The sequence below is a fragment of the Bittarella massiliensis (ex Durand et al. 2017) genome, from assembly GCF_009876955.1.
GTDB lineage: Bacteria > Bacillota > Clostridia > Oscillospirales > Ruminococcaceae > Bittarella > Bittarella massiliensis.
The window spans coordinates 169,176-195,286 of sequence record NZ_WWVY01000009.1; the positions used below are offsets into that span (position 1 = coordinate 169,176).

24 protein-coding genes and 1 pseudogene are annotated in these 26,111 nt (G+C 65.0%); 13 read left to right on the forward strand and 12 right to left on the reverse strand.

Translation table 11 applies throughout. The features are described 5' to 3' along the window. Positions 1-597: 597 nt before the first annotated feature. Genes GT748_RS11050 through GT748_RS11060 form a run of 3 tightly spaced genes read right to left on the reverse strand, consistent with a single transcriptional unit; the run spans position 598 to position 3,483 of the window. Positions 598-2,208 (reverse strand): hypothetical protein, encoded by a 1,611-nt coding sequence (locus GT748_RS11050; protein WP_021661216.1) that lies wholly within the window; start codon positions 2,206-2,208, stop codon positions 598-600. Continuing rightward, the gene (locus GT748_RS11055) at positions 2,201-2,914 is read right to left on the reverse strand and encodes an ABC transporter ATP-binding protein (protein WP_021661217.1); all 714 of its coding nucleotides are present in this window, start codon (positions 2,912-2,914) and stop codon (positions 2,201-2,203) included. Before GT748_RS11055 ends, GT748_RS11050 begins: the two co-directional genes overlap by 8 nt. Continuing rightward, entirely contained in the window at positions 2,908-3,483 is a 576-nt protein-coding gene (locus GT748_RS11060) for a helix-turn-helix domain-containing protein (protein ID WP_052537728.1), read from the reverse strand. The genes GT748_RS11055 and GT748_RS11060 overlap by 7 nt, the downstream gene beginning before the upstream one ends. 180 nt (positions 3,484-3,663) lie before the next feature. Here GT748_RS11060 and GT748_RS11065 point away from each other — a divergent pair, with 180 nt between their 5' ends. Next, a complete protein-coding gene (locus GT748_RS11065; RefSeq protein WP_021661219.1) occupies positions 3,664-4,491 on the forward strand; it encodes an MBL fold metallo-hydrolase in 828 nt (275 codons plus the stop codon). A gap of 93 nt (positions 4,492-4,584) precedes the next feature. Here the strand turns inward: GT748_RS11065 and GT748_RS11070 are convergent, their stop codons facing one another. Next, entirely contained in the window at positions 4,585-4,812 is a 228-nt protein-coding gene (locus GT748_RS11070) for a helix-turn-helix domain-containing protein (RefSeq protein WP_044993439.1), read from the reverse strand. A 99-nt stretch (positions 4,813-4,911) separates the two neighbouring features. Here GT748_RS11070 and GT748_RS11075 point away from each other — a divergent pair, with 99 nt between their 5' ends. The 8 genes from GT748_RS11075 to GT748_RS11110 all read left to right on the forward strand — a co-directional run bounded on the left by GT748_RS11075 (position 4,912) and on the right by GT748_RS11110 (position 12,082). Continuing rightward, on the forward strand, positions 4,912-5,982 hold the full coding sequence (locus GT748_RS11075; protein WP_161222346.1) for a lipid II:glycine glycyltransferase FemX: 1,071 nt from the start codon (positions 4,912-4,914) through the stop codon (positions 5,980-5,982). 158 nt (positions 5,983-6,140) lie between these two features. After that, the gene (locus GT748_RS11080; protein ID WP_021661222.1) at positions 6,141-6,755 is read left to right on the forward strand and encodes a manganese efflux pump; all 615 of its coding nucleotides are present in this window, start codon (positions 6,141-6,143) and stop codon (positions 6,753-6,755) included. A 141-nt stretch (positions 6,756-6,896) separates the two neighbouring features. Further along, positions 6,897-8,690: an LTA synthase family protein gene (locus tag GT748_RS11085; protein ID WP_021661223.1), complete on the forward strand. Its 1,794-nt coding sequence runs from the start codon at positions 6,897-6,899 to the stop codon at positions 8,688-8,690. Positions 8,691-9,147: 457 nt separating this feature from the next. Further along, positions 9,148-9,627 (forward strand): DUF2975 domain-containing protein, encoded by a 480-nt coding sequence (locus GT748_RS11090; protein ID WP_021661225.1) that lies wholly within the window; start codon positions 9,148-9,150, stop codon positions 9,625-9,627. Positions 9,628-9,636: 9 nt separating this feature from the next. Further along, positions 9,637-9,849, forward strand: a complete 213-nt coding sequence (locus GT748_RS11095; RefSeq protein ID WP_021661226.1) for a helix-turn-helix domain-containing protein — start codon at positions 9,637-9,639, stop codon at positions 9,847-9,849. 124 nt (positions 9,850-9,973) lie between these two features. After that, a complete protein-coding gene (locus tag GT748_RS11100) occupies positions 9,974-10,936 on the forward strand; it encodes a GrpB family protein (RefSeq protein WP_021661227.1) in 963 nt (320 codons plus the stop codon). Then, positions 10,933-11,406 (forward strand): hypothetical protein, encoded by a 474-nt coding sequence (locus GT748_RS11105; protein WP_044993421.1) that lies wholly within the window; start codon positions 10,933-10,935, stop codon positions 11,404-11,406. Before GT748_RS11100 ends, GT748_RS11105 begins: the two co-directional genes overlap by 4 nt. After that, positions 11,399-12,082 carry an HD domain-containing protein gene (locus GT748_RS11110; protein ID WP_021661229.1) on the forward strand — a complete coding sequence of 228 codons (684 nt, stop codon included), beginning with the start codon at positions 11,399-11,401 and terminating at the stop codon, positions 12,080-12,082. The genes GT748_RS11105 and GT748_RS11110 overlap by 8 nt, the downstream gene beginning before the upstream one ends. A 347-nt stretch (positions 12,083-12,429) precedes the next feature. Here the strand turns inward: GT748_RS11110 and GT748_RS11115 are convergent, their stop codons facing one another. After that, positions 12,430-13,152 carry a transglycosylase domain-containing protein gene (locus GT748_RS11115; RefSeq protein WP_021661230.1) on the reverse strand — a complete coding sequence of 241 codons (723 nt, stop codon included), beginning with the start codon at positions 13,150-13,152 and terminating at the stop codon, positions 12,430-12,432. A gap of 157 nt (positions 13,153-13,309) precedes the next feature. Here GT748_RS11115 and GT748_RS11120 point away from each other — a divergent pair, with 157 nt between their 5' ends. Beyond that, entirely contained in the window at positions 13,310-13,603 is a 294-nt protein-coding gene (locus tag GT748_RS11120) for a Dabb family protein (RefSeq protein ID WP_021661231.1), read from the forward strand. Positions 13,604-13,661: 58 nt separating this feature from the next. Here GT748_RS11120 and GT748_RS11125 read toward each other — a convergent pair whose 3' ends face one another. Further along, positions 13,662-14,945, reverse strand: coding sequence for a galactokinase (locus tag GT748_RS11125; RefSeq protein WP_161222347.1), 1,284 nt, complete (start codon positions 14,943-14,945; stop codon positions 13,662-13,664). 128 nt (positions 14,946-15,073) lie between these two features. Between GT748_RS11125 and mscL the strand changes: the two genes are divergently transcribed. Then, positions 15,074-15,493: a large conductance mechanosensitive channel protein MscL gene (mscL, locus tag GT748_RS11130; RefSeq protein WP_021661233.1), complete on the forward strand. Its 420-nt coding sequence runs from the start codon at positions 15,074-15,076 to the stop codon at positions 15,491-15,493. A 58-nt stretch (positions 15,494-15,551) separates the two neighbouring features. Here the strand turns inward: mscL and GT748_RS11135 are convergent, their stop codons facing one another. The 6 genes and pseudogenes from GT748_RS11135 to GT748_RS11160 form a co-directional block, all read right to left on the reverse strand. Further along, positions 15,552-16,250, reverse strand: a complete 699-nt coding sequence (locus GT748_RS11135; RefSeq protein ID WP_021661234.1) for a response regulator — start codon at positions 16,248-16,250, stop codon at positions 15,552-15,554. Then, positions 16,240-18,936: a sensor histidine kinase gene (locus GT748_RS11140; protein ID WP_161213514.1), complete on the reverse strand. Its 2,697-nt coding sequence runs from the start codon at positions 18,934-18,936 to the stop codon at positions 16,240-16,242. Before GT748_RS11140 ends, GT748_RS11135 begins: the two co-directional genes overlap by 11 nt. Positions 18,937-19,359: 423 nt before the next feature. Further along, entirely contained in the window at positions 19,360-19,962 is a 603-nt protein-coding gene (gene kdpC, locus GT748_RS11145; protein ID WP_021661237.1) for a potassium-transporting ATPase subunit KdpC, read from the reverse strand. Between the two features lie 43 nt (positions 19,963-20,005). Next, entirely contained in the window at positions 20,006-22,075 is a 2,070-nt protein-coding gene (gene kdpB, locus GT748_RS11150; protein WP_161222348.1) for a potassium-transporting ATPase subunit KdpB, read from the reverse strand. 14 nt (positions 22,076-22,089) lie between these two features. Beyond that, a pseudogene (gene kdpA / locus GT748_RS11155) lies at positions 22,090-23,906 on the reverse strand (potassium-transporting ATPase subunit KdpA). 195 nt (positions 23,907-24,101) lie between these two features. Beyond that, positions 24,102-24,290: a hypothetical protein gene (locus tag GT748_RS11160; protein ID WP_044993423.1), complete on the reverse strand. Its 189-nt coding sequence runs from the start codon at positions 24,288-24,290 to the stop codon at positions 24,102-24,104. Between the two features lie 224 nt (positions 24,291-24,514). On the opposite strand from GT748_RS11160, the gene GT748_RS11165 reads away from it, so the two are divergent. Together GT748_RS11165 and sigE are read left to right on the forward strand one after the other, a co-directional pair. Further along, a complete protein-coding gene (locus tag GT748_RS11165) occupies positions 24,515-25,402 on the forward strand; it encodes a sigma-E processing peptidase SpoIIGA (RefSeq protein WP_021661241.1) in 888 nt (295 codons plus the stop codon). After that, positions 25,359-26,051: an RNA polymerase sporulation sigma factor SigE gene (gene sigE, locus GT748_RS11170; protein ID WP_021661242.1), complete on the forward strand. Its 693-nt coding sequence runs from the start codon at positions 25,359-25,361 to the stop codon at positions 26,049-26,051. The genes GT748_RS11165 and sigE overlap by 44 nt, the downstream gene beginning before the upstream one ends. Positions 26,052-26,111 lie beyond the last annotated feature (60 nt).

Here is a 26,111-nt window from a genome sequence, read left to right on the forward strand (position 1 = left end):
ATAGTAAAAAAGAAAGAGGATGAAGCGTTTTTGTGCTTTGTTGCTGTCGCACCCTACGCGGGTGCGTGGATTGAAATAAACTGCCTCCAAAATCGTTGTATGAGACGTACGTCGCACCCCGCGTGGGTGCGTGGATTGAAATATGTCCTCGAAAATGCGGTAGTGGTTGCCGCCGGCGTCGCACCCCGCATGGGTGCGTGGATTGAAATCTTGTAGGCCGACGCCTTGTCCCGGTAGCTGATGGAGGTCGCACCCCACACGGGTGCGCGACTTGAAATCCTCCCCAAGCACACTCCTGTCACCGTGGGTACATGGATAAACTTTCTAAGAAGTAGTAATCACGGCGACGAGACGGTTTGCCGCATCCCCCCGCGCCCTTCAAAACGGCGAGAACCCCACATTTGCGCGCAGCCCCACCATGCTGCCACCCCTTCCGCCTGAAAGCACCAACCGAGTTTTTGCCTCGCACGAGAGGAGTCGGCATAGAGGGGTTGCCCCACTTGCCCACCCAGCTCAAAGGGGGCAGGCCGCTTGCCTTCGCACCGTGACCAGGTGCGGGTGCAGAGAAAAAGAGCCCTCCGGCCGGAGGGCTCTTTTTTACAGCTGTGTGAAGATCCGCGCGCCTTTTGTGTTCAGCCACCCCCATATCACCAGGCAGAGGAGGACGGCGGCCGCAGTGGCCACAGCCGTGACCAAGACCATGGACAGGTGCAGGGCAAAACCGAGGCCGATGAACGCCGCGGCCAGAAGGGGAGTGGTGAAGTACCCCAAAAAGGAGGCGACGGATTGCTTGATGACCGTGACCTCGCTCTGCCAGTCCAATTTGGGGAACAGGAGGTTGCAGACCAGCCCTCCCAGTGAGGTGACGAGGGCGAAGGCCAGCGGGGTCAGGTAGAAGAGCACCCACTCGGCAGGGGAGGGGCGCAGGGCCATCCCCGCCATGGTCGAGCCGATCAGGCAGGCAGGGACGAGGACAGTGAGATTGACCAGGGCCTTGCTGGCAAACACCTGCGAGGTGCGGACCGGCAGGGTCTGCAAGATCCAGAGGTGGCTTCCCTCCAGGGAGATGGAGCAGCTGCTGACAGCCCCCATCCCCCCGACGGCGGCCATGATGAGGGGGCAGATGCCGGTGAGCATCCCGGCCAGGCCGGGAACGCCCATCATGGCCTCCAACTGGTCCTGGGGCAAAAAGAGCAGCGCCCCGCAGAGCAAAATCAACATCAGCGCCCCCATCCCGGCGTTGAAGATGTAGAGGGTGGAGGAGGTGAAGCGCCGCCACTCCTTTTTGTAGAGGGCCGAGAGGGCGGAGGACTGGCGCAGTTCGCCCAGGCGGTACTTCCCTTTGGCCGAAGTGGTGGTGAAGATGGCGTGCAGCTGCCGGTAGTAGCGCCCCACCAACAGGCAAAAGAGGGCGAAGGGCAGGACGCACAGGGCCATCAGCAGAAGCCAGCTGCCCCAGTTGCCGCCCGCCACCCCCTGGGTGAACAGCTGCGCCGGCGGGTAGACGGATTCCAGTTGCAGGGCAATTTGGCTGCCGACCTGGGCCAGCTCGGTGACCTCCATCTCGGCCGCGCGGTAGCTGAGGGCGGTGGAGCCAAAGAGGACCCCCACGATCAGCAGCCCATACAGGAGGATGGAGAGGATCTTGTTGCGCCCCAGCCGGGCGGCGATCAGGGCCACCGTCCCACCGAGGACCAATCCGATCCCCAGCGGCAGGATGGGCATTGCCAGCAGCGCGGGCACCAGGGCCAGCCAGAACCGGAGAGAGGGGCCGGTCTGCACCGCGTAGACCACAGCGGCGGGGACGAGCAGCAGGCAGGAAAAGAGCAGGCTGCTGGCGTAGAGGATGAGCACACGGCTGGCGACGATGGTGCTCTGGGGGATGGGCAGGGCCATCTGCAGGTCGTAGTCCTGAAAGGAGAAGAGGACGCTGCCGGCCTTGTAGATGACGGTGATGAGGGAGAGGAGGGAGGCGGCCACGGCCATGACCGTCAGCACCAGCTCCGGACGCCCCACCATGGCGGCCAACTGCCCCATCCCCACCGAGTAGACGGCCGACATGGCCACCAGGAGGACGGCGAGAAAGGCAAAGCCCACCCCCATGAGCAGCGATTTGCGCTTGGCGGCCGGGTCTTTGGCGTGCAGCATTTTGCCGATGCCGAGGGACTGGAGCGCGTAGACTTTGCCGAGCAAAAACAGCTTATTCATGGTCGATCAACTCCAAAAATACGTCTTCGAGACTGCTCTGGCCAATCACCTCGTGGGTGGGGCCGCTGACGACCAGGCGCCCCTCTTTGATGATGGCGATCTTGTCGCAGAGCTTTTCTGCCACCTCCAACACATGGGTGGAAAAGAAGATGGTGCTGCCCTGCGCGCAGAGCTCCTTCATGATCTGCTTGAGGTGGAAGGCCGCGCTGGGGTCCAGCCCCACCATCGGCTCGTCCAAAACAAGCAGCTTGGGGGCGTGGATCAGGGCGGAGATGATGGCCAGCTTCTGCTTCATCCCGTGGGAGTAGGAGGAGATGGGGTCGCCCAGGTTGGCGGTGAGTTCCAGCCGGTCGCCGTATTTGGCGATGCGCTGGCGGCGCAGCCCCCCCTCGACGGCGAAGACGTCGCCGACAAAGTTCAGGTACTGGATGCCGGTGAGGTGGTCGTACAGGTCGGGGTTGTCGGGGATGTAGGCGGTGACTGCCTTGCAGGCCATGGGCTCTCTTTTGACCGAGTGCCCGTCGATGAAGATGTCGCCCCCCTCAAAATCCAAGATCCCCACCGCCGCCTTGATGGTGGTGGTCTTGCCGGCGCCGTTGTGGCCGATGAACCCGTAGATCTCGCCGGCGGCCACCTCTAGGCTCAGATCGTCGACGGCCTTTTTGCCGCCCTTGTACACTTTGGTCAAATGCTCGATTTTCAGCATGAGGTATCCTCCTTCTCTTCTCCCTCTGGGGGAGCGGCCGGCGCCTCTGCCGGCGTGATGATAAAGGTCAGCTTGCGGGCCTTCCGCCCGGGGGCGGGCCCGTTTTCCACCAGCGGGTTTAAAACGTTGCCCATCTCCATGCTCAACCGGCGCATCTCGTCGTCGGTGAGCATCAGTGTCGAGGTGGTGAGGGCAATGTCCCCCTTGGCCGGGTCGGGCGGCGGCTGTTTTGCAAAATAGCGCTCGAAATCGCCCATGATGCCCAGGAGGATGGCAAACAGCCCCTGGTGCATCTGCTCCAGCTCCTCCTCGCTGCCGTGCCACTGGGGGTTGGGGGCCAGGCGGTAAACCCTCTCCACCGACCCCCGCACCGGCCGCTCTTCGGCCACCTGCAAAAGTTCCAGCTGCGCCAGCTTTTTGATGTGCCGGTAGAGGGTGGCCTTCGGCACGTCGCTGAGGGCGGCGGCGATTTCACCGCTGGTGGCGGTAGGGTGCAGGATCAGGTGTTGGATGATCCGCATCCGCACCGGGTTGAGCAGGGCCTTCATGATATCTGCCGTAAACTGCAATGGGCACTCCTCCTCTCACAAATGTTATCAATAGTGATAATAGTATCAAAAATGAGAAAAGTCAAGCGAAAAAGAAAAGTATTTTTCATTTGGAGGTGAAAAGCAACTGATTTTTCCCCGCATACCCGTTCGGACGGCTGCGCGGGAAAAACAGGTTGACGGCAGGGGGGACCTGGGGATATGGTAAAGGGAGAGGAGCCGCCCCAAAAGGCGGGCGGTCGGGGAAAGGGGAACAACATGAGCGAGTGGTTCACCGTCGAACAGATCGAGAGAGACACCTATGCCATCAGCGAATACCGGCACTGGGAGGAGCCCCACTGCTACCTGCTGTTGGGGGCGCGGCGGGCCCTGCTCATCGACAGCGGGTTGGGGGTGGCGGACATCGGCCGGGTGGTGCGGGAACTGACCCCGCTGCCGGTGCTGCTGGCCACCACCCACGCCCACTGGGATCACATTGGCGGCCACCACTGCTTTGCCTTTGAGGACATCGCCGTCGGCGCACAGGAGCAGGAATGGCTCGCCGGCCAATTTCCCCTCCCCCTGTCGGCGGTCAAGGCGGAACTCCTGCGGGGGGAGACGGCGTTCCCGCCTGCCTTCGATCCGGAACAGTACCGTCTCTACCAGAGGGGCGCGGCAATTGTCCTGAAGGACGGCGACGCCATCGATTTGGGGGAGAGGGAGGTGGAGGTGCTGCACACCCCGGGGCACTCGCCGGGCCACCTCTGCTTTTACGAGCCCCAGCGGGGGACCCTCTACGCCGGCGACCTGGTCTATGCCGGCTGCCTGGACGCCTTCTACCCCACCACCGACCCTCTGACCTTTTGGCGGTCCATCCAGCGGGTGCACGCCCTGTCGCCCCGCCGGGTGCTGCCCGGCCACCACCGCCTGGACATCCCCGCCGAACTGGTGGGGGAGATCGACCGGGCCTTTGCCGGTCTCTGGGCGAGGGGGGAGTGCCGCCAGGGCCTAGGGGTGCGCGATTTCGGCGCCTTTCAGCTTCACCTGTAAAGTGCGTCTGCGGGACAGATAGAAGGGAGGGGGGAGCGGACCGTCTGAACGGTTCGCTCCCCCCTCTCTTCTTTTGACCTGGATGGCCACCCCTCACCGCTTGGGCGGCGGATAGGGGTCGGGGTTGTCGGTGCGGTCGAGCAGATAGTCGACGCTGGTGCCGTAAAAGTCGGCCAGACGGCAGAGCACCTCCGCCGTCAGGGCAATGGTGCCGGTCTCGTACTGGGAATAGGTGTTCTGCGCCATTCCCAGGTGCTCGGCCACCTCCCGCTGGCGGATGTCCCGGTCACAGCGAAGGTCGCGAATGTGTCTGTAAGCCATTTTGATCACCCAGTGACAGTATGTGCTATCTGAAATCGAGATATTGACTTTTATCTGAAATACAGATAACATGAGAGAAAAAGCGAAGGAGGAGATCGCATGCTTGCGTGGGTGGACCGGGAGGACAGGGCTTTGGCGGCGGAGTACGAGACATTTGTGGAGGGGCGAGGGAGCTTTTTTCAGTCCCTCGCCGGGGGGGAGGTCAAGGAAAACTGGCGGGCCCAGGCCCTGCTCTCCCGGGGGGAGGACGGCGGTGTCCGCGCGGCGGCCCTGGTCCTGAGCTGCCCTCTGCCCCTGGTGGGGGGCTCGCTGCTCTACTGTCCACGGGGTCCGGTGGGGGACTGGAGCGACCGGTCAGCCCTGGGCGATTTGACAGAGGGATTTGCCCGGCTGGCGGAGAGGGAGCGCGCCTGCCTGCTCAAGCTCGACCCCCTGGTCGCCCCCGGCGGGCCGGAGGCGGCCCTTCTCCAGTCGGCCGGTTTTCGCCATCGGCCGGGGGAGGGGGATTACCGCACCCTGCAACCCCGGTTTGGCTATCTCCTTCCCCTGGCGGACAGGGGGGAGGAGGAGCTGCTGGCCGGCTTTTCGCAGAAGTGCCGCTACAACCTGCGCCGGGCGATCAAGAAGGGGGTGGAGTGCTGGACGGGTGGGGCGGAGGAGCTGGACGCCTTCTACCCCCTGCTGGAGGAGACCGGACGCCGGGACGGCTTTGTCATCCGCCCCCGGGCCTATTTGGAGCGGCTGCTGCGGGTCTTTGGCCCCGCGCGCTGCCGCCTTTTTCTCTGCCGCTGGCAGGGACGGCCGGTCTCCGGCGCCCTGGCCCTGCGCTATGGGCAGACGGCCACCTACCTCTACGGCGCCTCGTCCGGTTGGGGGCGGGAGGCCATGCCCAACTACTTGATGCAGTGGGAGATGATCCGCTGGGCCCTGGCGGGGGGCTGCACGGTCTACGACTTCGGGGCCGTCCCCCACTTTTTGGAGCCGGGCCACCCGGCCTACGGCATCTACCGCTTTAAAAAGGGGTTTGGCGGCCGGGTGGCCGAGTGGGCGGGGGAGTTCGACTGGGTCTATCGCCCCGTGTCCGCCGCGCTGATGTGGGGCGGACAGCGGGGGCTGCAACTGGCGCAGGCGGCCCTTCGCGCCGGGCGGGAGCGGCGGGGGCGGGAATGAGCCTGTCCTTCCTATATATTTACACCCTTCGCCTTGCCATTTGAGCCCGATTCTGGTATCCTGGAACAAACCGATGGATTTGTCCCCTTTTTGAACGTTTTCTCCCTCGCCCCATAGACTGGTCTGAATCCAATAAATGGGGTGATGGTTTGCTGCAGATGATATTGTTCTCCCTCTCGGTGTGCGCCGACGCCTTTGCCGCCAGTTTTGCCTATGGGGCGGCGGGCATCCGCATCCCCCTGCGCTCGGCCCTGGTGATTGCCGGGGTGGGCAGCGGCTTTCTGGCCGCCGCCGTCTGGGGGGCGGGGCTGCTCACCGGCGCCCTCGACCCCGCCCTCTGCGCGGCGGCAGGGGCTTGGCTGCTGATCGCGCTGGGGCTCTTCTCCCTGGGGGGCGCGGCCCTGCGGGGCTGGCTGCGCCGGGGCGGGCGGGAGCGGGAGATCCGCTTTCAGGTGGCCGGGGTACAGGTGTTGGCGGAGATCTGCCTGGACGAGACCCGGGCCGACCGGGACAACTCCCGCACCCTCAGCCCCAAAGAGGCGCTGCTGTTGGCCATCCCCCTCTCGGCCGACTCGCTGGGGGCGGGCTTTGGCTTGGGGCTGTTTGGGGCCCGCCCGCTGGCGCTGCTGGCGGTTTCCCTGCTGCTGGGGCTGGCCCTCATCGAGGGGGCGCACCGCCTGGGGACCAAGCTGGCAGGGCGTTTTCAGGGCGGGCTCACCTGGCTGTCCGGGGCGATCTTGGTGCTGCTGGGGGCGCTTCGCCTCTGGATGTAGGCCTGTCGGCAGATCGACAGGGGTTGTTCATAAAGTTGTCACTTTTTTTATCACGAGACTGTCATATTGTCCCGATAGAATGAAGGCATAGAATAGAGAAAGCCGCGGGACAATGGTCTGGCGGAGTGGTAGGTGATCGAGATGGAAGAGAAAAAGCAGGGGCGCATCGGCCGCCTTTTTGCCCTGCGCGCGCAGATGCCCACCCGCCATCCCCGCGCCGGCAGGGTGCTCCTGGCCCTCTACCCGCTCTTTATCGTGCTGGTGTGCGAACTCAACCAGAGCCAGAAATTCGGCGACATGTTCGGGTTTTGGTTCACCCGCCCCACCGTCCTCCTCTTTGACGTGCTGCTGGTGGGGCTCATCTACGCGGCCTTTTTGCTGCTGTTTCGGCGGGGCCACCTGGCGGTGCTGCTGACCGCCCTGCCCCTCTACATCTTCTCCTGCGTCGAGTTTTTCAAGTGCCGCACCAGCGGCAGCCACTTCGTGCTGGGGGACTTGGTGATGACCACCAACGCCTCGGACATCGCCCGGTTTGCCGACATTCAGATCACCCCGGTATTGGCCCTCTGCTTTTTCTTGGTGCTGGGCTATTGGGCGGCGGTCTTCTGGTTGGGGCCCACCCTGCCGCTGGCGGGGCGGCGGCGCTTTGCCACCCTGGGCACGGTGGCCGCCGTGCTGGTCTGCTTCTTTGCCGTCCCCACCGTTTCGGCCGGGGCGATGGACCTCTTTGACATCCGGGCCGAGAGCGCCTACAACACCTTTGAGCAGAGCGACAAGTTTACCTCCAACCAGATGATTGCCAACCTGGTGGAGACCGCCCTCTCCCAAAATGAGTCCCTCGCCAAGAGGGAGAGCGACTACCGCGCCTACCTGAACACCGCTGCCGCCAAGTCGGGCAGGGAGACCGCCGCCGCGGCGGACTACAAAAAGCCAAACGTGGTCATCGTCCTCTCGGAGTCCTACGCCGATTTTCGCGCCCTCAAAGAGCTGGGGGTGCGGGATGAGATCTACCAGAACGCCGACCGGGTGGCCGCCGAGGGGACCAGCGGCACGGCGGCGGTGCCCACCTTTGGCGGATACACCGTGCGCAGCGAGTTTGAGCTGCTCTTCGGTCTGCCGGTGCGCTCCCTCTACAACGCCGAGATCCCCCACAAGCTGCTCAAGGAGCGGGCCCAGGCGGCCTTCCCCCGGTACTACCAGTCCCTGGGGTACGAGACCACCTACCTGCACCCCTTTAGCGGCACCTTCTACGGGCGGGACAAAACCTACAACAACTACGGCTTTGACCGGATGCTCTTTCAGGGCGATTTGAGCGTCCCCCAGAAAAATTACAAGACCTACACCGACGACGGCTGTGTCTTTGACCAGATCGAGCAGCTCATCGACGAGAGCGATCAGCCGCAGATGGTCTTTGCCATGACCATGCAAAACCACCAGCCCTATCTGGACGAGAACAGCTCCCTCACCGAGATCGACTACTACCTGGACAAGATCCACCACACCGACGAGGCGCTGGGCCGGTTCATCACCGATCTGCGCGCGAGCGACGAGCCCACGATCGTCCTCTTTATGGGGGACCACTTCCCCTCCTTCACCGCGTCGGGCGACGTGTACAGCCAATTGGGCATCGGCAGCGACAACTGCGATGTCCTCTACCAGCAGCGCTACCTGGTGTGGAGTAACTACGGCGCCGATTTGAGCGCCTTCCCCACGGGGGAGAAGGTCTCCTCCTTCTACCTGCCCTACCTGCTGCTGAAAACCACCGGCGCCCCCCTCACCGCCGACCAAAACGCCGCCCTGGACGAGATGGAGAGGCAGCCCCTCTACGACTACCAGTTCTCCCAGGGGGACGATCTCTTTTGGGATATGCTCACCTACGACGTGGTGTTGGGGGACCAGGCCATCCGCACCCTGCCCCAGGGCAGCGCCCAGTAGCGGGCTTGACGGCCTTCCTGCACCGGGCGGGAAAAGGGGAGACAGTTGCAAGCAGAGAGACCCGAGCCGACGGCTCGGGTCTTTTTTGTTGTGCCTTTATCGCCCAAAGCCCCCAGTCCCGCCGCGGTGGCGATTTGCTTTGGCAGAACCCTCCCGGGAGGAAGGGCGCAGGAAGTGAAAAGAGGGGATTGGGGGGATGGATGACATGAAATGGCATCCCAGATGACCCGCTTATCGGTGACGACGGGTGTCATACGAGTGTAGGGTCCCGCCGCCCCTTGAGGGGTCCAGCCTGTATGCCGCCCTTTTCAGGCTGGTGTATACCGCCCATTTGGCTGACGGATTTGATTTCAATATTTAATGTTTTATTTTAAAACATTATTGTATTTCAATATGATATAGGGTATACTGTGGTTGTTGGAACAGGACACGAGATGGCGTAAAGGGGGAGTGGAGAATGATGTGTAAACAGTTGGCTCGCTGCTGCAAAATTTCTCTGACAGGGGGCTGCCTCTGTTTGGCCGCCGTCTATCTGGTGGCGGTCCCCGGGGTGGCGACGGGTCTCCTGCGGCAAGCGCCGGAATTGGCGGACCGCTTTTGGCCCTGGCTGCTGCTGGTCGAGGCCACGGCGCTGCCCTGCATTTTGGTGGCCTTGTGGGGCTGGAAGCTGACAGGGGAGATCGGGCGGGGCAACGCCTTTTCCGGGGAGAGCGCCCGCCTGGTGAAGAGGGCCTCCACGGCCCTGCTGCTGGACGCTGCCCTCTTTCTCGCCGGCAATGTCGTCTATTTTTTGCTGGGTATCAGCCACTCTGCGGTCGCCCTTTTGGCCCTGTTTGTCTGTGCGGCGGCTGCGGTGTTCGGCCTGGCGGCGCGGGCCCTTGCCCAGCTGGTGGGCGAGGCCGCCCGGCTGCGGGAAGACAGCGAACTGGTGATTTGAGGTGAGGGTGTGATAGCGGTCAATTTGGATGTGGTGCTGGCGCAGCGAAAGATGACCCTGACGCAGTTGTCCCGGGAAGTCGGCGTCACCGTCGTCAACCTCTCACTCTTAAAGACGGGAAAGGCCAAGGGGGTGCGCTTTTCCACCCTGGACAAAATCTGCCAAGCCCTGGACTGCCAGCCGGGCGACCTGTTGGAGTGGCGCCCCGACCCCCAGCCGTAAGACTGGGGAAAACTGGTGAGAGACCCGCTCGGGCATTTGCCCCGGGCGGGTTTTGTGCTACAATGACGATACCCCCCAAAACTGCCTTTTCAGGCTGAATGGGGGAGGAGAGGAGGCGCTTTCAATGCTGGGACTCAAGCGGGGCACGGTGCAGTTGCTACCCTATCAGGAGAGTTGGGCCGAGGAGGGGTCGCGGGCCGCCGCCCGCCTGCAGGAGCTGTTTGGCAGCGAAGCAGCGGCGGTCCGCCACGTGGGCAGCACCTCGGTCAAGAGGCTGGCGGCAAAGCCCATCATCGACCTGGCGGTGGGGATGTGGGACCTGGGTCGGGCCGCGGCCCTGTACCCCGCCCTGGCCGCGGCGGGATTTGTTCACCGCCCCCATGTGGACGAGCCGGACAGCCTCTTTTTGAGCGCCGGGGACGAGGAGGCCGACACCCGTACCCACCACGTCCACCTGGTGGAGTACGACGGCCGTCGCTGGCGGGACTACTGCTATTTTTCCGACACCCTCAACCGGGACGAGGGGAAGCGGGCGGCCTATCAGGCCCTTAAAGAGGGGCTGGCGGCCGCCAACAGCGCGGACAGGGTGGCCTACACCGAGGGGAAGGCGCAGTTCATCGAGGGGGTGCTGGCCGAGGGGAGGGCGCTGGAGGACACGGCAGTCACCTTTGCTGAGCCCCCCTCGCCGGAGGATGTCCTCTTTGCGGTGGTGGTGGCCCGGCACCGGGGGCGTTGGGTCTTTTGCAAGCACCGCCGCCGCGATACCCTGGAACTGCCCGGCGGCCACCGGGAGCCGGGGGAGACCCCGGAGCAGGCCGCCCGGCGGGAGCTGTGGGAGGAGACCGGCGCCACCGACTTTGCCCTCAAAGAGGTGGGCCCTTACGCCGTGCGCCGGGGGGAGGGGAGGCCCAGCTACGGGGTGCTCTACCGGGCGGAGATCGCCGCCCTCGGCCCCCTGCCGCCCCATGAAATCGAGCGGGTGGAACTGTGTTCCGCCGTCCCCCGGCAGATGACCTACCCCCGCATTCAGCCCGCACTGATGAAGCGGGCGGTGGCGGACGGCCGCGGAGAGGGGTGGTTGCGGTGAAGGGCGAGCCCACACAGACGCTGGTGCAGCGCCTGTGCGCAGGGGACGAAAAGGAAGGGTACGCCGCCCTAAAAGAGCTGTTGGAGCGCTCGCGGACAGGGCGGGAGGTTTCTCTCTATTGGGAGGAGCTGGCCGCCCTGCTGGGCAGTGCCAACAGTTACCGGCGCACCCGCGGGGCCCTTTTGCTGCTGCAAAACGCCCGCTGGGCAGAGGAGGAGCAGCTCGAGCGCTGGACGCCCCGGCTGTTGGCGCTGCTGCAAGAAGAGGAGCGGGCCACCGCCCTGCGCCAGTACCTGCGCGCCTGGGAGGGGGCCGCGCGCGACGTCCCCGCCCTGGCAGGCCCCCTCTGCCGGGTGTTGGAGGGCCTTGATTTTGGCCGCTACGGCGAGAGCATGGCCCCGCTGCTGCAGCGGGACAGGGAGCGGCTGCTGAGCGCTCTGCAGAGGGAAGGGGATGAGAGGGATGGATAGAGCCCTTTTTGCGCGGGCCGAGGCCTATATGGCGGCCTGCACCGACGGCGGGGTGCACGATGAAATGCACGTGCGCCGGGTGCTGGGATACGCCCTCTCCATTGCCGGGGAGATGCCCGAGGCCGACGGGGAGATCATGGCCCTGGCCGCCCTCCTCCACGATGTGGGCCGCCCAGAGGAGAGGGCCGACCCCGCCCTCTGCCATGCCGAGGTGGGCAGCCAAAAGGCGCTGGATTTTCTGCTGGCGGAAGGCTATCCCCCGGCGCGGGCTCGCCGGGTGGCCGACTGCGTCCTCTGCCACCGCTACCGGGCTGACCGTCGGCCCGAGACGGTCGAGGCCAAGATCCTCTTTGATGCTGACAAACTGGACCAGACCGGCGCTCTGGGCGCGGCCCGGGTCATCCGCTTTGGGGGGCAGATCGGGGAGCCCCTCTACCAAGTCGGGGAAAGGGGCCGCCCCCTGCCCGGTGAAGAGGGGGAGGGCCCCTCTCTGCTGCGGGAGTACCGCCGCAAGCTGAAAGGCCTTGCCGGTCAGTTTTACACCCCTGCCGCCCAGGCGCTGGCCCGGGCCCGCCAGCCGGTGATGGACTGCTATTTTGCCGCCCTTGCCGCCGAGGCGGAGGAGGGTTGGGCGGCCGCTCAGCGCGCCCTCGCCCAGTTGCTGGGGGAGGAGTAGCGGCCGAACACACCGCCGAGATGCCGCCTGAAGGGGGGGCTGTTTGACAGGAACGAACGCCGCTTCGCCCTGACCGGTCGGGGGAAGGGCGCGCGGTCTGCCCCTGCGCCCCGCCGGGCCTGCCCTTGCACCCCGCCAAGCTTGCCCCAGCGCCCCGCCAAGCTTGCCCCAGCGCCCCGCTGAGCCTGCCCTTGCGCCCTGCCGGGCCTGCCCTTGCGCCCCGCCAAGCCCGCCAGGCCCATTCGTTCCCTGTTTGACAGCTCGTTTTTCCCCAACAGGTTGACAGACGGCCGAGAGGCCGCGCACCTCTTGCCCGGGTGCGCGGCCTCTTTTATCGCCAAATCCGTCTATTGCAGTTCGTCGGGGATGGGGCAGCCCTGGGCGACGATCTCGTCGCGCTCCCCCTCGGTGAGGTAGCCGTAAGCCACCATGGCGCCCAGCACGGCCCGCCAGCGACCCTCCATCTGCTCGGGGTTGTCGGCAAAGTAGCTGGGGGCCTGGGGCAGGGCGGCCAGAAACGCCGCCTGGGCCACCGTCAGCTCGCTGGGGGTGGTGTGGTAGTAGGCGCTGGCCTCGGCGATGCCGGTGCGCCCGTTGCCGAAATAGCTGGTGTTGCAGTAGAGCTCCAAAATCTCCTCCTTGGAGAGTTCGTGCTCCAACTTGAAGGCGAAGAAGACCTCGGTCACCTTGCGGGAAAGGCTCTGTTCCTGGGAGAGGTAGATGTTTTTGCAGACCTGCTGGGTGATGGTGCTGGCGCCCCCCACGATCCGCCCGTTCCAAAGGCTCTTCCAGAGGACCCGGCCGATGGAGATGATGTCGATCCCCCCGTGGGAGTAAAAGCGGTGGTCCTCGATGGCGACAATGGCCTTTTGAAAGTTTTCCGAGATCTCGTCGATGGGGACATACCCCTCTTCCCGGCGAAGGGCGGCCACCTTTTCGGCCACCGGCTCCGCCTCCACCCGTTGGCGGTAGTCGCCAAAGCAGGCGACGGAGAAGGCGGTCCCGGCGATGATGGCCAGGCCGAGCACAATGATCAGGGCGTTTCGCAGATAGCGCAAAAACCGCTTCATCCGGCATTCCTCCCCTCTGGGGCAGCTCTGTTTGCAGGGCCGCCTGTTTTTGTTGATTTCATTATAGGGCAAAACGGTTGCCTTTTCCATGGCCCTTTATTACAATAAGCTTACAGCTTTGCCACATATCCCGTAAAGTTTGAAAGGTGGTTTTACCGTGGTCACACACATTGTCTTTTGGAATTTGAAAGAGGCCCCAGAGGCCGAGCGGGCCGCCAGCGCCCGCAAGATGAAGGAACTGCTGGAGGGGCTGGTGGGCCGGGTGCCCGGCCTGCTCTCGGCGGGGGTGCACCAGAACTTCACCCCCGGTGGGTACGACCTCTGCCTGGTCTCCCAACTCACCGACCGGGCGGCTCTGGAGGCCTACCAGGTCCACCCGGCTCACCTGGAGGTCAAAAAGTTTGTCCACAGCGTGGTCTGCCAGCGCGCGGCGGTGGACTACGAGGAGTAGCTGCCAGACAGGGGAGAAGGCGGGCGCCCGTTGCGGGGTGCCCGCCTTTTTTGCGCGGTCATTGGGGGAGGACGAACTCCACCGCCCCCGCGGGGCGGATGGAGAGGGATCGGCAGCAGTCGGGCCCCAGCGCCCCCTCCATGGCGCTGCAAAAGGGGGCGGCCAGCTCGTTGGGGAGCAAGACCAGGGCGGTCCCGCCAAAGCCGCCCCCGTGGACCCGGTAGGCCCCCTGCCCGGCCAGCAGCCGGTCGCAGAGGGCAAGGGCCGCCGTCAGGGGCTGGCTGCGGGGCCGAGTGGGGGAATAGAGGTTTTGCAGGTAAAAAGCGGAGGAGCGCCCCGATTGGCGCACCAGCTGCAAAAAGGTGCAAAAATCCCCCTGGGCAAGGGCCTCCGCCTCCTGCGCGGCCCGCCGGTCCTCCCTAAAAAAGTGGGCGGCCCGCAGGACCGGCCGCTCCCCCAGAGCCTGCGTCAGGGCGGCCCAGTTGGCGTAGAGGGCCTCTTCCTCCACCTGACACAGCCGCTCCCAGCCAAACCAGGCGGCCACCTCCCCCATCTCCCGGGGGATGGCGGCGTAGTCCTCGGTCAAGTCGGCGTGGCTGCTGCCGGTCGCCACCAGGCAGAGCTGGTGGCCGCTGTCCTCCCAGCGGCAGGAGAGGGGGGTGACGGCGGGGCGGAGGGGGTCGGCGAAATCCAGCTGGGCGATCCCCCCCACCGCGCTGGCCACCTGGTCCATCATCCCGCAGGGCTTGCCGAAGTAGCCGCTCTCGGCCTGCTGGCCGATCGCCGCCAGTTCCAGCGGGGTGCGCCCGCCCTCAAACAGCCCGTTCAGGGCGGCGGCCACCGCCACTTCAAAGGCGGCAGAGGAGGAGAGCCCGCTGCCCGGCAACACGTCGGAGAGGGCGTAGAGCCGCGCCCCGCCCAGGGAGCAGCCCCCTTTTTGCAGCCCGGCGGCGACCCCCCGCAGCAGAGCGGCGGTGGTCCCCCTCTCCGCCGGGCGGGGGGCGAGGTCGGAAAGCGCCACCCGGCAGGGGGAGAACCCCTCGGACACCAGTTCGATGACCTCCCCCTCGGCGGGGGCGGCGATCACCAGCGTGTCCAGGTCGACGGCGGCGCAGAGCACCCGCCCGCCCTGGTGGTCGGTGTGATTGCCCCCCAGTTCGGTGCGCCCCGGGGCCGAGAAGCGGCGCACCGGCCCCTGCTCCCGCCACTGGGCGGCAAAGCCAGCCAGCCCCCGCGCCAGCCGCCCCCGCTGCCGCGCCGCGTGCCCGGGGGACAGCCGCTCCAACTGTTCATCCAGCGCTCTGCGCTCCAGAGCCTCTTTCCACTGTGCAATGGTGGCCATTGGTCCGCCTCCTCTCGGTGCCGTTTTTTACAGTTTACGGCAGCGCACCCCGTTTGGCAAGTCCCCCTTTCCTTTCGGCCGGTTTCCTGCTATACTAATTGGAAAAACGAGTCGAAAAGGAGCGCATCATGAAAACTTTTATGCGGGAATTCAAGGCCTTTGCCCTGCGCGGCAACGTGGTCGACATGGCGGTGGGCATCCTCATCGGCGGCGCCTTCTCGGGCATTGTCACCGCCCTGACGGCCAACTTTATCAACCCCATTTTGAACGTGGTCACCGGCAGCGCCACCTATGGCCTGGCGGACGTCGCCGGTTTTGCCTCGGCCTTTCTCTCGGCGGTCCTCAACTTCCTCTTGATCGCCCTAGTGCTCTTTTGCATCCTCAAGGCCGTCAACAAGGTCGCCTCGCTGGGGAAGCGGGAGCAGGCGCCCGAAGCGCCCCGGGAAAAGACCTGTCCCTACTGCAGGGAGAAAATTGCCATTGAGGCCACCCGCTGCCCCCACTGCACCTCGGTCTTGGAGGAGCAGCCGCAGGAGGCGGTCTTCTAAAAGAAAAAAGCCCCTGCTCGCCTTTCGAGCAGGGGCTTTTTGCCGCCAAAAGGGCGATCTATACCCGCAGCATCCGATAGCCCACCCCCACGTGGGTCTGAATGTACTGGGGGGCGGAGGGGTCCTTTTCGATCTTCTTGCGCAGGGTGGCCATGAATACCCGCAGCGAGGCCACGTCGTTTTCCCAGGCGCTGCCCCACACCTCCCTCGTGATGTAGGAGTGGGTCAGCACCTTGCCCACGTTTTTGGCCAGCAGGCAGAGCAGCTTGTACTCGATGGGGGTCAGGTGGATCTCCTCGCCCCCCAGGTAGACACAGCCGGCGGCGTAGTCGATTTTGAGCTCGCCGTTTTCAAAGACGGCCCCGTCCTGGCTGCCGCCGCTGCCCCCGTGCAGCCGGCGAAAGGTGACCCGCAGCCGGGCCAGCAGCTCCTCCACCGAAAAGGGCTTGGTCAGGTAGTCGTCCGCCCCGGCGTCCAGCGCCTCGATCTTATCGGTGTCCTCGCTGCGGGCGCTGATGACGATGATGGGGGTGTTCGACCAGCTGCGGATTTTTTGGATCACCTGAACGCCGTCGGTGTCCGGCAGCCCCAGGTCCAGAAGGATCACGTCGGGGTTGTGGGAGGCGGCCTCCAGGATGGCGGCTTCCCCGGTGGGGGCGGCGTGGTGTTTGTAGTCGTGGGCCTCCAGCGTGGTGGAGATCAGGTTGCGGACGGCGGGGTCGTCCTCCACCACCAAAATCAGCGGTTTATTGTTCATGCAGCGTTACCTCCTCGATGGGCAGTGTAAAGGAAAATACGGTTCCGTGGGGGGTGTTGTCGGCCACGGCGATCTCGCCGCCGTGGGCGGTGACGATGGACTTGCAGAGGGCCAGCCCCAACCCCATGCTCCGGCGGCTGTCGGCCACCCCCGAGTTGACGGTGTAGAACATGTCGAAGATGCGCGCTTTGGCGCTGTCGGGGATGCCGTCGCCGTCGTCGGCCACCGAAATGACCGCCCACCGCCCTTTGCGGGCGGCCGAGACGGCGATGGTCGAGCCGACCGGGGTGTACTTGATGGCGTTGTCCACCAGGTTGATGAGGACCTGTACAATGAGGCGGGCATCCATCTTTGCCAGCAGGAACTCGTCGGGGAAGTGGGTCTGGATGTGGTGTTCGGCGCTCTTGCGGCTCACGTGGCGCAGCGCTTCGCCCACCACCTCCTCCACCAGTTCGGCCGTCGGGTTCAGGCGCATGGTGCCGTCCTCGATCTTGGTCACCGAGAGCAGGTTTTCCACCAGGTTGATCAGCCAGAGGGAGTCCTCGTAGATGTCGCTGTAGAGCTGCCGGCGCTGGCCCTCGTCCAGGTTTTTCTCGCTCTCCAGCAGCACGCCGGCGCTGCCGGAGATGGAGGTGAGGGGGGTGCGCAGGTCGTGGGAGATGGAGCGCAGTAGGTTGGCCCGTAGCTGTTCGTTTTTGGCCAGCACGGCCGCCGCCTCCCGCTCCCGCATGGCATTCTCGCTCTCCAGCGCCAGGGCGCACTCCCCCAGGATGGAGAGCATGATGCTGTTTTCATAGGCGTCTAGGGGCTCGCCGTCCAGGGCGATGCCCGCCACCCCGTAGATCACCTCGTTGACCCGCACCGCCAGGTAGAGGCATTTGGCGCTGCCCAGGGTGCCGGTGCTGGCCCCGGCGCGCTTGTTGTTTTGAAAGACCCAGGCGGCCACCGCCCGCTCGTTTTCGGCGGTGAGTTCGGCCCGGGGCGCCCCGCCCTGGGCGGGGAAGGAGAGGGGGTCGCCCACCCTGCCGTCCCGGGCGGGGTAGAAGACCACGTCCCGCCGCAACAGTTTTACCAGCTGCCCGGCCACCGTGCCGATGATCGCCTCCCGGCTGTCGCAGCGCTGCAGCAGTTGGTTTGTCTCCAGCAGGGTCTTGGTGCGATAGGCGGTCTCCACCGAGCGGCGGGCCTGCTGTTTGAGCCGCCCGGCCAGGGTGCTGGTGAGAAAGGCGGCGATGAACATGATGGCGAAGGTGGCGGGGTAGCCCCTGTCGTAGGCCGCCAGGGTGTAGCGCGGCACGGTGAAAAAGTAGTTGAAGGTGAGCACGCTCACCGCCGACGAGACCAGGCTGTACACCCGCTTTTTGGTGATGACCGCCGTCAGCAGCACCCCGAGGATGTAGACGGTGATGATGTTGGCCTCGGTAAAGCCCAGCCGCTCGAAGAGAAAGCCCACCGCCGTGGCCCCGGCCAGCAGGGCTGCGCTCTTGAGCAGGTCGGGCCCCACCTTGCCGGTGCGGCGCTGGCGCACCCGTTTGGCCCGGTAGTACCCGGCGATGTCGTCGGGGATGATGTGGATGTCCAGGTTGGGGGCGGCGGCGATCAGCCGGTCGGTGAGGCTGGGCCCCCGCCAGGGGTACTTGCGGCGGGTGCTGCTGCGGCCGATAACGATCTTTGACACCCCCGACACCCGGGCGAACTCGGCAATCTGAAAGGGGACGTCCTCGCCGTATACGGTCTCCACCGAGGCCCCCAATTGCCCCGCCAGGTGGATGTTCTCCCGCAGCTGGGCCCGGTCCTGCACACTGAGACTGGGGAAGTCGGGCGTCTCGACGAAGAGGGCGGTCAAGCTGCCCTTGAAGGCCCCCGCCATCCGGGCGGCGGTGCGGATGCACTTGGCGTTGGAGGGGGAGGAGGAGAGGCAGACGAGGATGTGCTCGTCGGTGCAGTAGCCGCCCTCCTCGGCCAGCCGCACCCGCTCGGCCAGCCGGTTGATGCGGTCGGCGCAGCGGCGCAGGGCGATCTCCCGCAGGGCCGTCAGGTTTTTCTCGTCAAAAAAGTTGACCAGCGCCCGCTGGGCCTGCTCCTCCCGGTAGATCTTTCCCGCCTGCAGCCGCTCCATCAGCTCCTGCGGCTCGATGTCCACCAGCTCCACCTGGTCGGCGCCGTCGAACACCCGGTCGGGGATGCGCTCTCGCACCGTCACCCCGGTGATGGCCGCCACCGTGTCGTAGAGGCTCTCGATGTGCTGCACATTGACGGTGGTGTAGACGTCGATGCCCGCCCCCAGCAGTTCGTCCACGTCCTGATAGCGCTTTTGGTGGCGGCAGCAGTCGGCGTTGGTGTGGGCCAGTTCGTCCACCAGCATCAACTGGGGGCGGCGGGCGATGGCCGCGTCCAAATCGAATTCCCGCAGGGCGATGCCCCGGTGCTCCACCGTCAGGGGGGGCAGTTGTTCCAGCCCCTTTAAAAGGGCGGTGGTGGCGGGGCGGGCGTGGGGCTCCACATATCCGGCCACCACGTCGACCCCCCGCCGCCGGGCCGCCTGTGCGGCTTTGAGCATGGCGTAGGTCTTGCCCACTCCGGCGGCGTAGCCGAAAAAGATTTTCAGCCGCCCCCGCTGTTTGGCCCGCTCCTCCCGCCGGATTTGGCGGAGAAAATCCTCCGGGTCCCTCCTCGTCTCCTCCAAGCGACAACCCTCCTTTTTTCCTTACGCTATTTTAACACGAAATCCCCTAAGCGCAGCATAAGGACTGCGTTTAGGGGATTAAAATTTCATTAAGATGGCCCGCCCTCTCGGCGGGGGGAAGGTATGCCTGCTTTTCCTAAAGCGCTGGTCTGCCGCCCTGTGCGGGGACGACCGGACGCGGGCGGCGGCGCGGCCCTTTCCCGACTTTGCTCCGCACCGCTCGGGGCGAACGCCCTCAACCGGGAAGGGGGGATGTTGGCAGCCAACGGGTCCGCCCATCCCCCCGCGTGAAGCGCGCCGCTTTGGAAAAGCGGCCCATGCTCTGGTTTGCGGCCTGCCGTCTGCACCCCCGCGCAGGGGGGAGCTGCCGGTCCTCCGCTCTCCGCCCTGCGGGTTTTGGGCCCGCCCTCTCGGCAGCAGGGATCAGAGGATGCCGTCCAGGCGCAGATTGACCTCTAGCACATTGACCCGCTCCTCGCCGAAGAGGCCCAAAAACCGGCCGTCGGTGCAATCTTTGATGATGTCGCGCACCTCGTCCTCGCTCCTGCCGGTGGCGCGGGCCAACCGGGGCACCTGGTACTCGGCTGCGGCGGGGGAGATATGGGGGTCAAGGCCGCTGCCCGAACAGGTCACTAGATCTACCGGGATGGGGGCGTCGCCCCGCTCGGGGTCGGCCGCCCGCAGTTTTTCCACCCGCTGGGCCACCAGCTGCTCGTACTCCTCGCTGGCGGGGCTCAGGTTGGAGGGGACGGCGTAGAGCAGCGCCTTCCCGTCCTCGTCGCGGTAGGTGCTCACGTCCAGCTTCATGATGCGGCCCCACATGTGGCCCTCGTCGGTGTACTGCTGCCCCAGCAGCTCGCTGCCGTAGCGCTTGCCGTCCACCTCGATGATGCTGCCGTTTGCCTGGTGGGGAAAGAAAATTTGGGCGATGCCGGTGACGGCCAGGGTGTAGAGCACCCCGCAGACCACCGTGAACACCAGCAGGAGCATGGCTGCCCGGGGCAGGATGGACTTGATTTTTTTCACAGAAATTCCCTCCGTTTGCAGTGATTTGAAAGGGCCCGGCCGTCTATGCCAGCCCCAAGAGGACCAGCAGCAGGTCGATGAGTTTGATGAAGACAAAGGGGGCGACGATGCCGCCGAGGCCGTAGATGAGCAGGTTTTGGGAGAGCAGCTTGCCGGCCGATACCTCCCGGTACTTGACCCCCTTCAGGGCCAGGGGGATCAGGGCGATGATGATGAGGGCGTTGTAGATGATGGCCGAGAGGATCGCGCTCTGGGGCGAGTGCAGCCCCATGATGTTCAGCGCCGCCAGCCCCGGGTAGAGCCCGGTGAAAAGCGCCGGGATGATGGCGAAGTACTTGGCCACGTCGTTGGCGATGGAGAAGGTGGTCAGGCTGCCCCGGGTCATCAACAGCTGTTTGCCGATGCGCACGATGTCGATGAGCTTGGTGGGGGAGGAGTCCAGATCCACCATGTTGCCGGCCTCTTTGGCCGCCTGGGTGCCACTGTTCATGGCCACGGCCACATCGGCCTGGGCCAGGGCGGGGGCGTCGTTGGTGCCGTCGCCGGTCATGGCCACCAGGTGGCCGCCGGCCTGAAAGTCGCGGATCATCTTCAGTTTCCCCTCGGGGGTGGCCTCGGCCAAAAAGTCGTCCACCCCGGCTTGGGCGGCGATGGCCGCCGCCGTGAGGGGGTTGTCGCCGGTGATCATGATGGTCTTGATCCCCATCTTGCGCAGGTCGGCAAACCGCTCTTTGACCCCTTTTTTGATGATGTCTTTGAGGTGGATGACCCCGAGGACCCGGTGGTCTTTGGCCACCACCAGGGGGGTGCCCCCCTGCTCGGAAATCTGGCGCACCACCTGTTCGCAGGCCTCGCTGTACCGGCCGCCGCCGGCGAGGACATAGGCCTTGACCGCCTCGGCAGCGCCCTTGCAGATCTCGCTGCCGCCGAAGTCGACGCCGCTCATTCGGGTCTTGGCGGTGAAGGGGACAAAGGTCATCCCCTTGTCAGAGAGACTGCGCCCCCGCAGGCCAAAGCGCTCTTTGGCGAGCACCACCACGCTGCGCCCCTCGGGGGTCTCATCGGCCAGGGAGGACAGCTGCGCCGCGTCGGCCAGCTCCTCTGGGGCGGTGCCGTCCACCGGGATGAAGGCGTGCGCCTGCCGGTTGCCCAGAGTGATGGTGCCGGTTTTGTCCAGCATCAGGATGTCCACGTCCCCGGCGGCCTCGATGGCCCGGCCGCTCATGGCCAGGACGTTTGCCTGGTTGAGCCGGCTCATCCCGGCAATGCCGATGGCCGAGAGGAGCGCGCCGATAGTGGTGGGCGCCAGGCAGACCAGCAGGGCCACCAGGGTGGTGACCGAGGTGGGGTTTTCGATCCCCGCCTGGTTGGCCGAGAAGAGGGAGTAGGTGTAAAGGGAGAGGGTCACCAGGATGAAGATGATGGAGAGGGCCACTAGAAAGATTTGCAGGGCGATCTCATTGGGGGTCTTTTTCCGGGCCGCCCCTTCCACCATGGCGATCATCTTGTCCAGAAAGCTCTGGCCGGGGTCGCTGGTGACCTGCACCACCATCCAGTCCGAGAGGACGGTGGTGCCCCCGGTGACGGCGCTCCGGTCGCCGCCCGCCTCGCGGATGACCGGGGCCGACTCGCCGGTGATGGCGCTCTCGTCCACCGAGGCGGCCCCCTCGATGACCTCGCCGTCGGCGGGGATGGTCTCGCCCGCCCGCACCAGCACGATGTCCCCCTTCCTCAGCTGGGACGAGGGGCACTCGCACCCCTCGTCCTTGCGCTCGGCAGAGGGGATCTTGCGGGCGCTCACCTCTCTCTTCGAGGCGCGCAGGGCGTCGGCCTGGGCCTTGCCCCGGCCCTCGGCAATGGCCTCGGCAAAGTTTGCAAACAAGACGGTGAACCAGAGGATGACGGCGATGGCCAGGGTGTAGCCCGACGGGGCGTCGCCGATGCCGAAGAGGGAGAACCCCCAGAGGGCGGTGGTCAGGATGGCGGAGATGTAAACCAGCAGCATGACGGGGTTTTGGGCCTGCGTCCGGGGCGCCAGCTTCACAAATGAGTCCTTGACCGCCCGCAGGACCATCGCCCGATCCATGAGGGCGCTCTTTTTTGTTTTTGTCACAGGAAAGGCCTCCTTTACGCGATGCTGCCGAAGAACTCGGCAATGGGCCCCAGGGCCAGGGCGGGGAAGAAGCTCAGGGCGCCCACCAGCAGCACCACGAAGATGAGCAAAAAGACAAACATCCCGTTGGTGGTGGAGAGGGTGCCCGCCGTCACCGCCAGCCTCTTCTTCTTGGCGAGGCTGCCGGCGATGGCTAGGGTGCCGACGACCGGCACGAACCGGACAAAGAGCATGACCAGCCCCAGGGAGAGGTTCAAAAAGACGGTGTTGGCGTTGAGCCCCGCAAAGGCGGAGCCGTTGTTCCCCCCTGCGGAGGAGAAGGCGTACAGCACCTCGGAAAAGCCGTGTGCCCCGGTGTTGCCAAGGCTCTCCACCACCTGGGGGAGGGCGGCGGCGATGCCGCTGCCGACCAGGATGGCCACCGGGGTGGCCAGACAGACCACCACCGCCCACTTCATCTCATAGGGCTCGATCTTCTTGCCCAGAAATTCGGGGGTGCGCCCCACCATCAGCCCGGCGATAAAGACGGCGAGGATGGCAAAGGCCAGCATTCCGTAAAGGCCGCAGCCGGTGCCGCCGAAGACGACCTCGCCCAGCTGCATCAGGAGCATGGGGATCATCCCCCCAGGGGGGTGAAGCTGTCGTGCATGGCGTTGACCGAGCCGTTGGAGGCGGCGGTGGTAAAGACCGCCCAGGTGGAGGAGGTGGCGATGCCGAAGCGGGTCTCCTTGCCCTCCATGTTGCCGCCGGCCTGCTGTACGGCCGACAGGTCTACCGCCCCGCTCTGGGCCAGCTGGGGGGTGGCCATCTGCTCGTTGACGGCCACCACCGCCAGGGCGGTGACCAGGCAGAGGAACATGGCCAGGAAGATGGCGATGCCCTGCTTTTTGTTCTTCACACACCGGCCGAAGGTGAAGCAGAGGGCCGCCGGGATCAACAGCAGCGAGATCATCTCCAGCAGGTTGGTAAAGGGGCTGGGGTTTTCCAGCGGGTGGGCCGAGTTGACCCCCATAAAACCGCCGCCGTTGGTGCCCGACTGTTTGATGGCCACCTGGCTGGCAGCTGGACCCATGGGCACAAACTGTTCGGTCACGATCTGGGCCCCCTCGACTGTCCGGCCGCCAAGGGTCACGGTGCCGGTTTCCAGGTCGATGTCGGCCCCCTCCAAGATCTCCCCCTCAGCGCTCACCGCCACCGGTTCCAGCAGGGAGACGGTCTGGGCGGGCTTCCAGCTCTGGATCACCCCGCCGGCCACCAGGCAGACGGCCAACACCAGGTTCAGGGGCAGCAGGATGTGGACGGTGATGCGGGTCATGTCCACCCAGAAGCTGCCCAACCCCTCTCTCTTCACCTGGATCAGCCCGCGGATGAGGGCGAACAGGACGGCGATGCCCACCGCGGCCGAGAGGAAGTTTTGCACCGTCAACCCCAGGGCCTGGGTCAGGTAGCTCAGGGTGCTCTCGCCGGTGTAGGACTGCCAGTTGGTGTTGGTCACGAAACTGACGGCGGTGTTAAAGGACAGGTGCCAGCCCACCCCCGGCAGGTTTTGGGGGTTTCCGGGCAGCACGCCCTGCAGCAGTTGCAGCAGAAAGAGGACGGCCAGGCTGATCCCGGAAAAGAGGAGTACGCTGGCTGCGTACCGCTTCCACCCCATCTGCTCGCCGGGGTCGACCCGCATCACCCTATAAACCGCCCGCTCACAGGGGGTCAGGAGGCGGGATAAAAAGGTCTTTTCCCCCTTCATCACCTTGGCGATGTAGCTGCCCAGGGGGATGGCCAGGGCGACGAGCACCGCCAGGTAGAGGATGTATTGCAAAATGGTTCCCATCACTGTTTGTCACCTCTCATCAAAATTGCGACGTAGTAAATCAAAAGGATGACCGCGATCCCTCCGATCGCGGCAACAAGTATTTCCATTTTTCGATTCCCTCCTCTCCTTGTCAAAGTTTAGCGCGGAGTCCCTAAAAAGAGTGTTAGGGGCTCCGCGCGGGAAATTAAGAAAGGATTAAGACGGCTGCAGTTCCTGTCACAGACAGCCGAACAGCCAGGCGATGGGGAAGGCGATCACCGCCGCCAGCAGAAAGACCGCCGCCAACAGCCCCAAGGGCATGGCCAGCCAGAGCAGCCCGTAGCTCAAATAGGGGTGCTGTGCCATCCAGCGGCCCAGCCGCCGGTCCAGAGAAGACTGTCTGCAAAGGGAAATTACACGGCTCATCACGATTTCCTCCTCCTTCTGCTTCCATCATAGAGGGACGGGCGTAAAAAGGGGGCAAGCAAACGGGGCGCGAAGATGAAATTTTCGTTAAGAGGGGCGCACTCCCATGCCACCGGCCCCCCTCCACAGGGCAGAGGAGGGGGAGGCCGACTTGTCCCCGGGGGCAGGATTCGCCAAATCCCGCTCCCCGCTCGGGCTATCATCAGAGGCAGGGGGGAATCGCCGTGACCGTTTATCTGGACGTCCTGGTGGCCATCAACGTCTTTATCAACTACCTGCTCTTGCTGGGCACCGCCTGCCTGGGGGGGATCCCCGCCGGGCGGCTGCGGATCTTGGCGGCCAGCGCCCTTTCGGGGGCCCTCTCCGCCTGCATTCTGCTGCCGGGGTTTGACAACCTCTTTTTCAAGATCGCCCTCTGCGTCCTGACGGTGGCGGTGGCCTTTCCCAACCGATCCCTGGCCGGTTTTGGGAAGAACGCCCTTCTGTTTTTGCTGGTGAACTTTGTCTTTGCCGGGGCCATCATGGGGTTGGAGCTGGCCTTTTCCCCCAAGCGGATGGCCTATTTTAACGGGGTCTTGTACCTGGACCTGCCCATCGGCACCTTCGTCCTCTTCGCGGGCCTCTCCTACCTGCTGGTGGAGGGGGTCAGCTGGCTCTCGGGGCGGTTTTCCAAAGCCCAGTACCGGGTGCGGGTCCAAAAGGGGGGGAGAGAGACGGTCTGCACCGGTTTTGTGGACACCGGCAACACCCTTGCCGACCCCTATACCGGGGACCCGGTGGTCCTGCTCTCCCTCTCGGCGGCAGCCCCCCTTCTCACCGCCCACCAGCAGCTGTTCGTGCTCAGCTCGCAGACCAAAGACCCCGCCGGCCTCCGCCTCATCCCCTACGGCACCGCCAGCGGCAAGGCGCTGCTCCCGGCCTTTACCCCTGACCGGATCTTGGTGGAGGACGCCCGCGGCCGGGTGCTCTGCAACACCGGCCGGGTCTGTGTGGGGGTGGTGGCCGAGCGCTTCGGCAAGGGGGAAAACGACTGTATCCTGCAAGGAGAGATCATAGGGAGGACCGACAATGGATTGGCTGCGAAGACTGTGGAAAAAATGGTTCGGCGGTAGACACGTCTACTACATCAACGGGCCGGAGGTACTGCCCCCGCCCCTGGAAAAGAGCCGCGAGGCGGAGGTATTTGACCAGCTGGAGCGGGGGGAGGAGAGCGCCAAGGAGACCCTCATCGTCCACAACCTGCGGCTGGTGGTCTACATCGCCAAGAAGTTCGAGTCCACCGGGGTGGGGGTGGAGGACCTGATCTCCATCGGCACCATCGGCCTCATCAAGGCGGTGAACACCTTTCAGCCCCAAAAGAAGATCAAGCTGGCCACCTACGCCTCCCGCTGTATCGAAAACGAGATCCTCATGTACCTGCGCAAGGCCTCCAACAAGCACCAGGACCTGAGCATCGACGAGCCGCTGAATGTGGATTGGGACGGCAACGAGCTGCTCCTCTCCGACATCCTCGGCACCGAACCCGACAGCGTGGGCAAGGGCATCGAAAAGGACGCCGAGCGCACCCTCTTGCAGCAGGCAGTGGCCCGCCTGGCCCCCCGGGAGCGGATCATCATGGAGATGCGCTTTGGCCTGGGGGGACAGAAGGAGCACACCCAAAAGGAGGTGGCCGAGCTCATCGGCATCTCCCAGTCCTACATCTCCCGGCTGGAAAAGCGGATCATCAAGCGGCTGCGCAAGGATCTGGAGGCCGCCATCTGACCCGCCTGCACATACATAAAACAGCACCCCAACAGAAAGCGCGGGGGCGCACCCAATTCG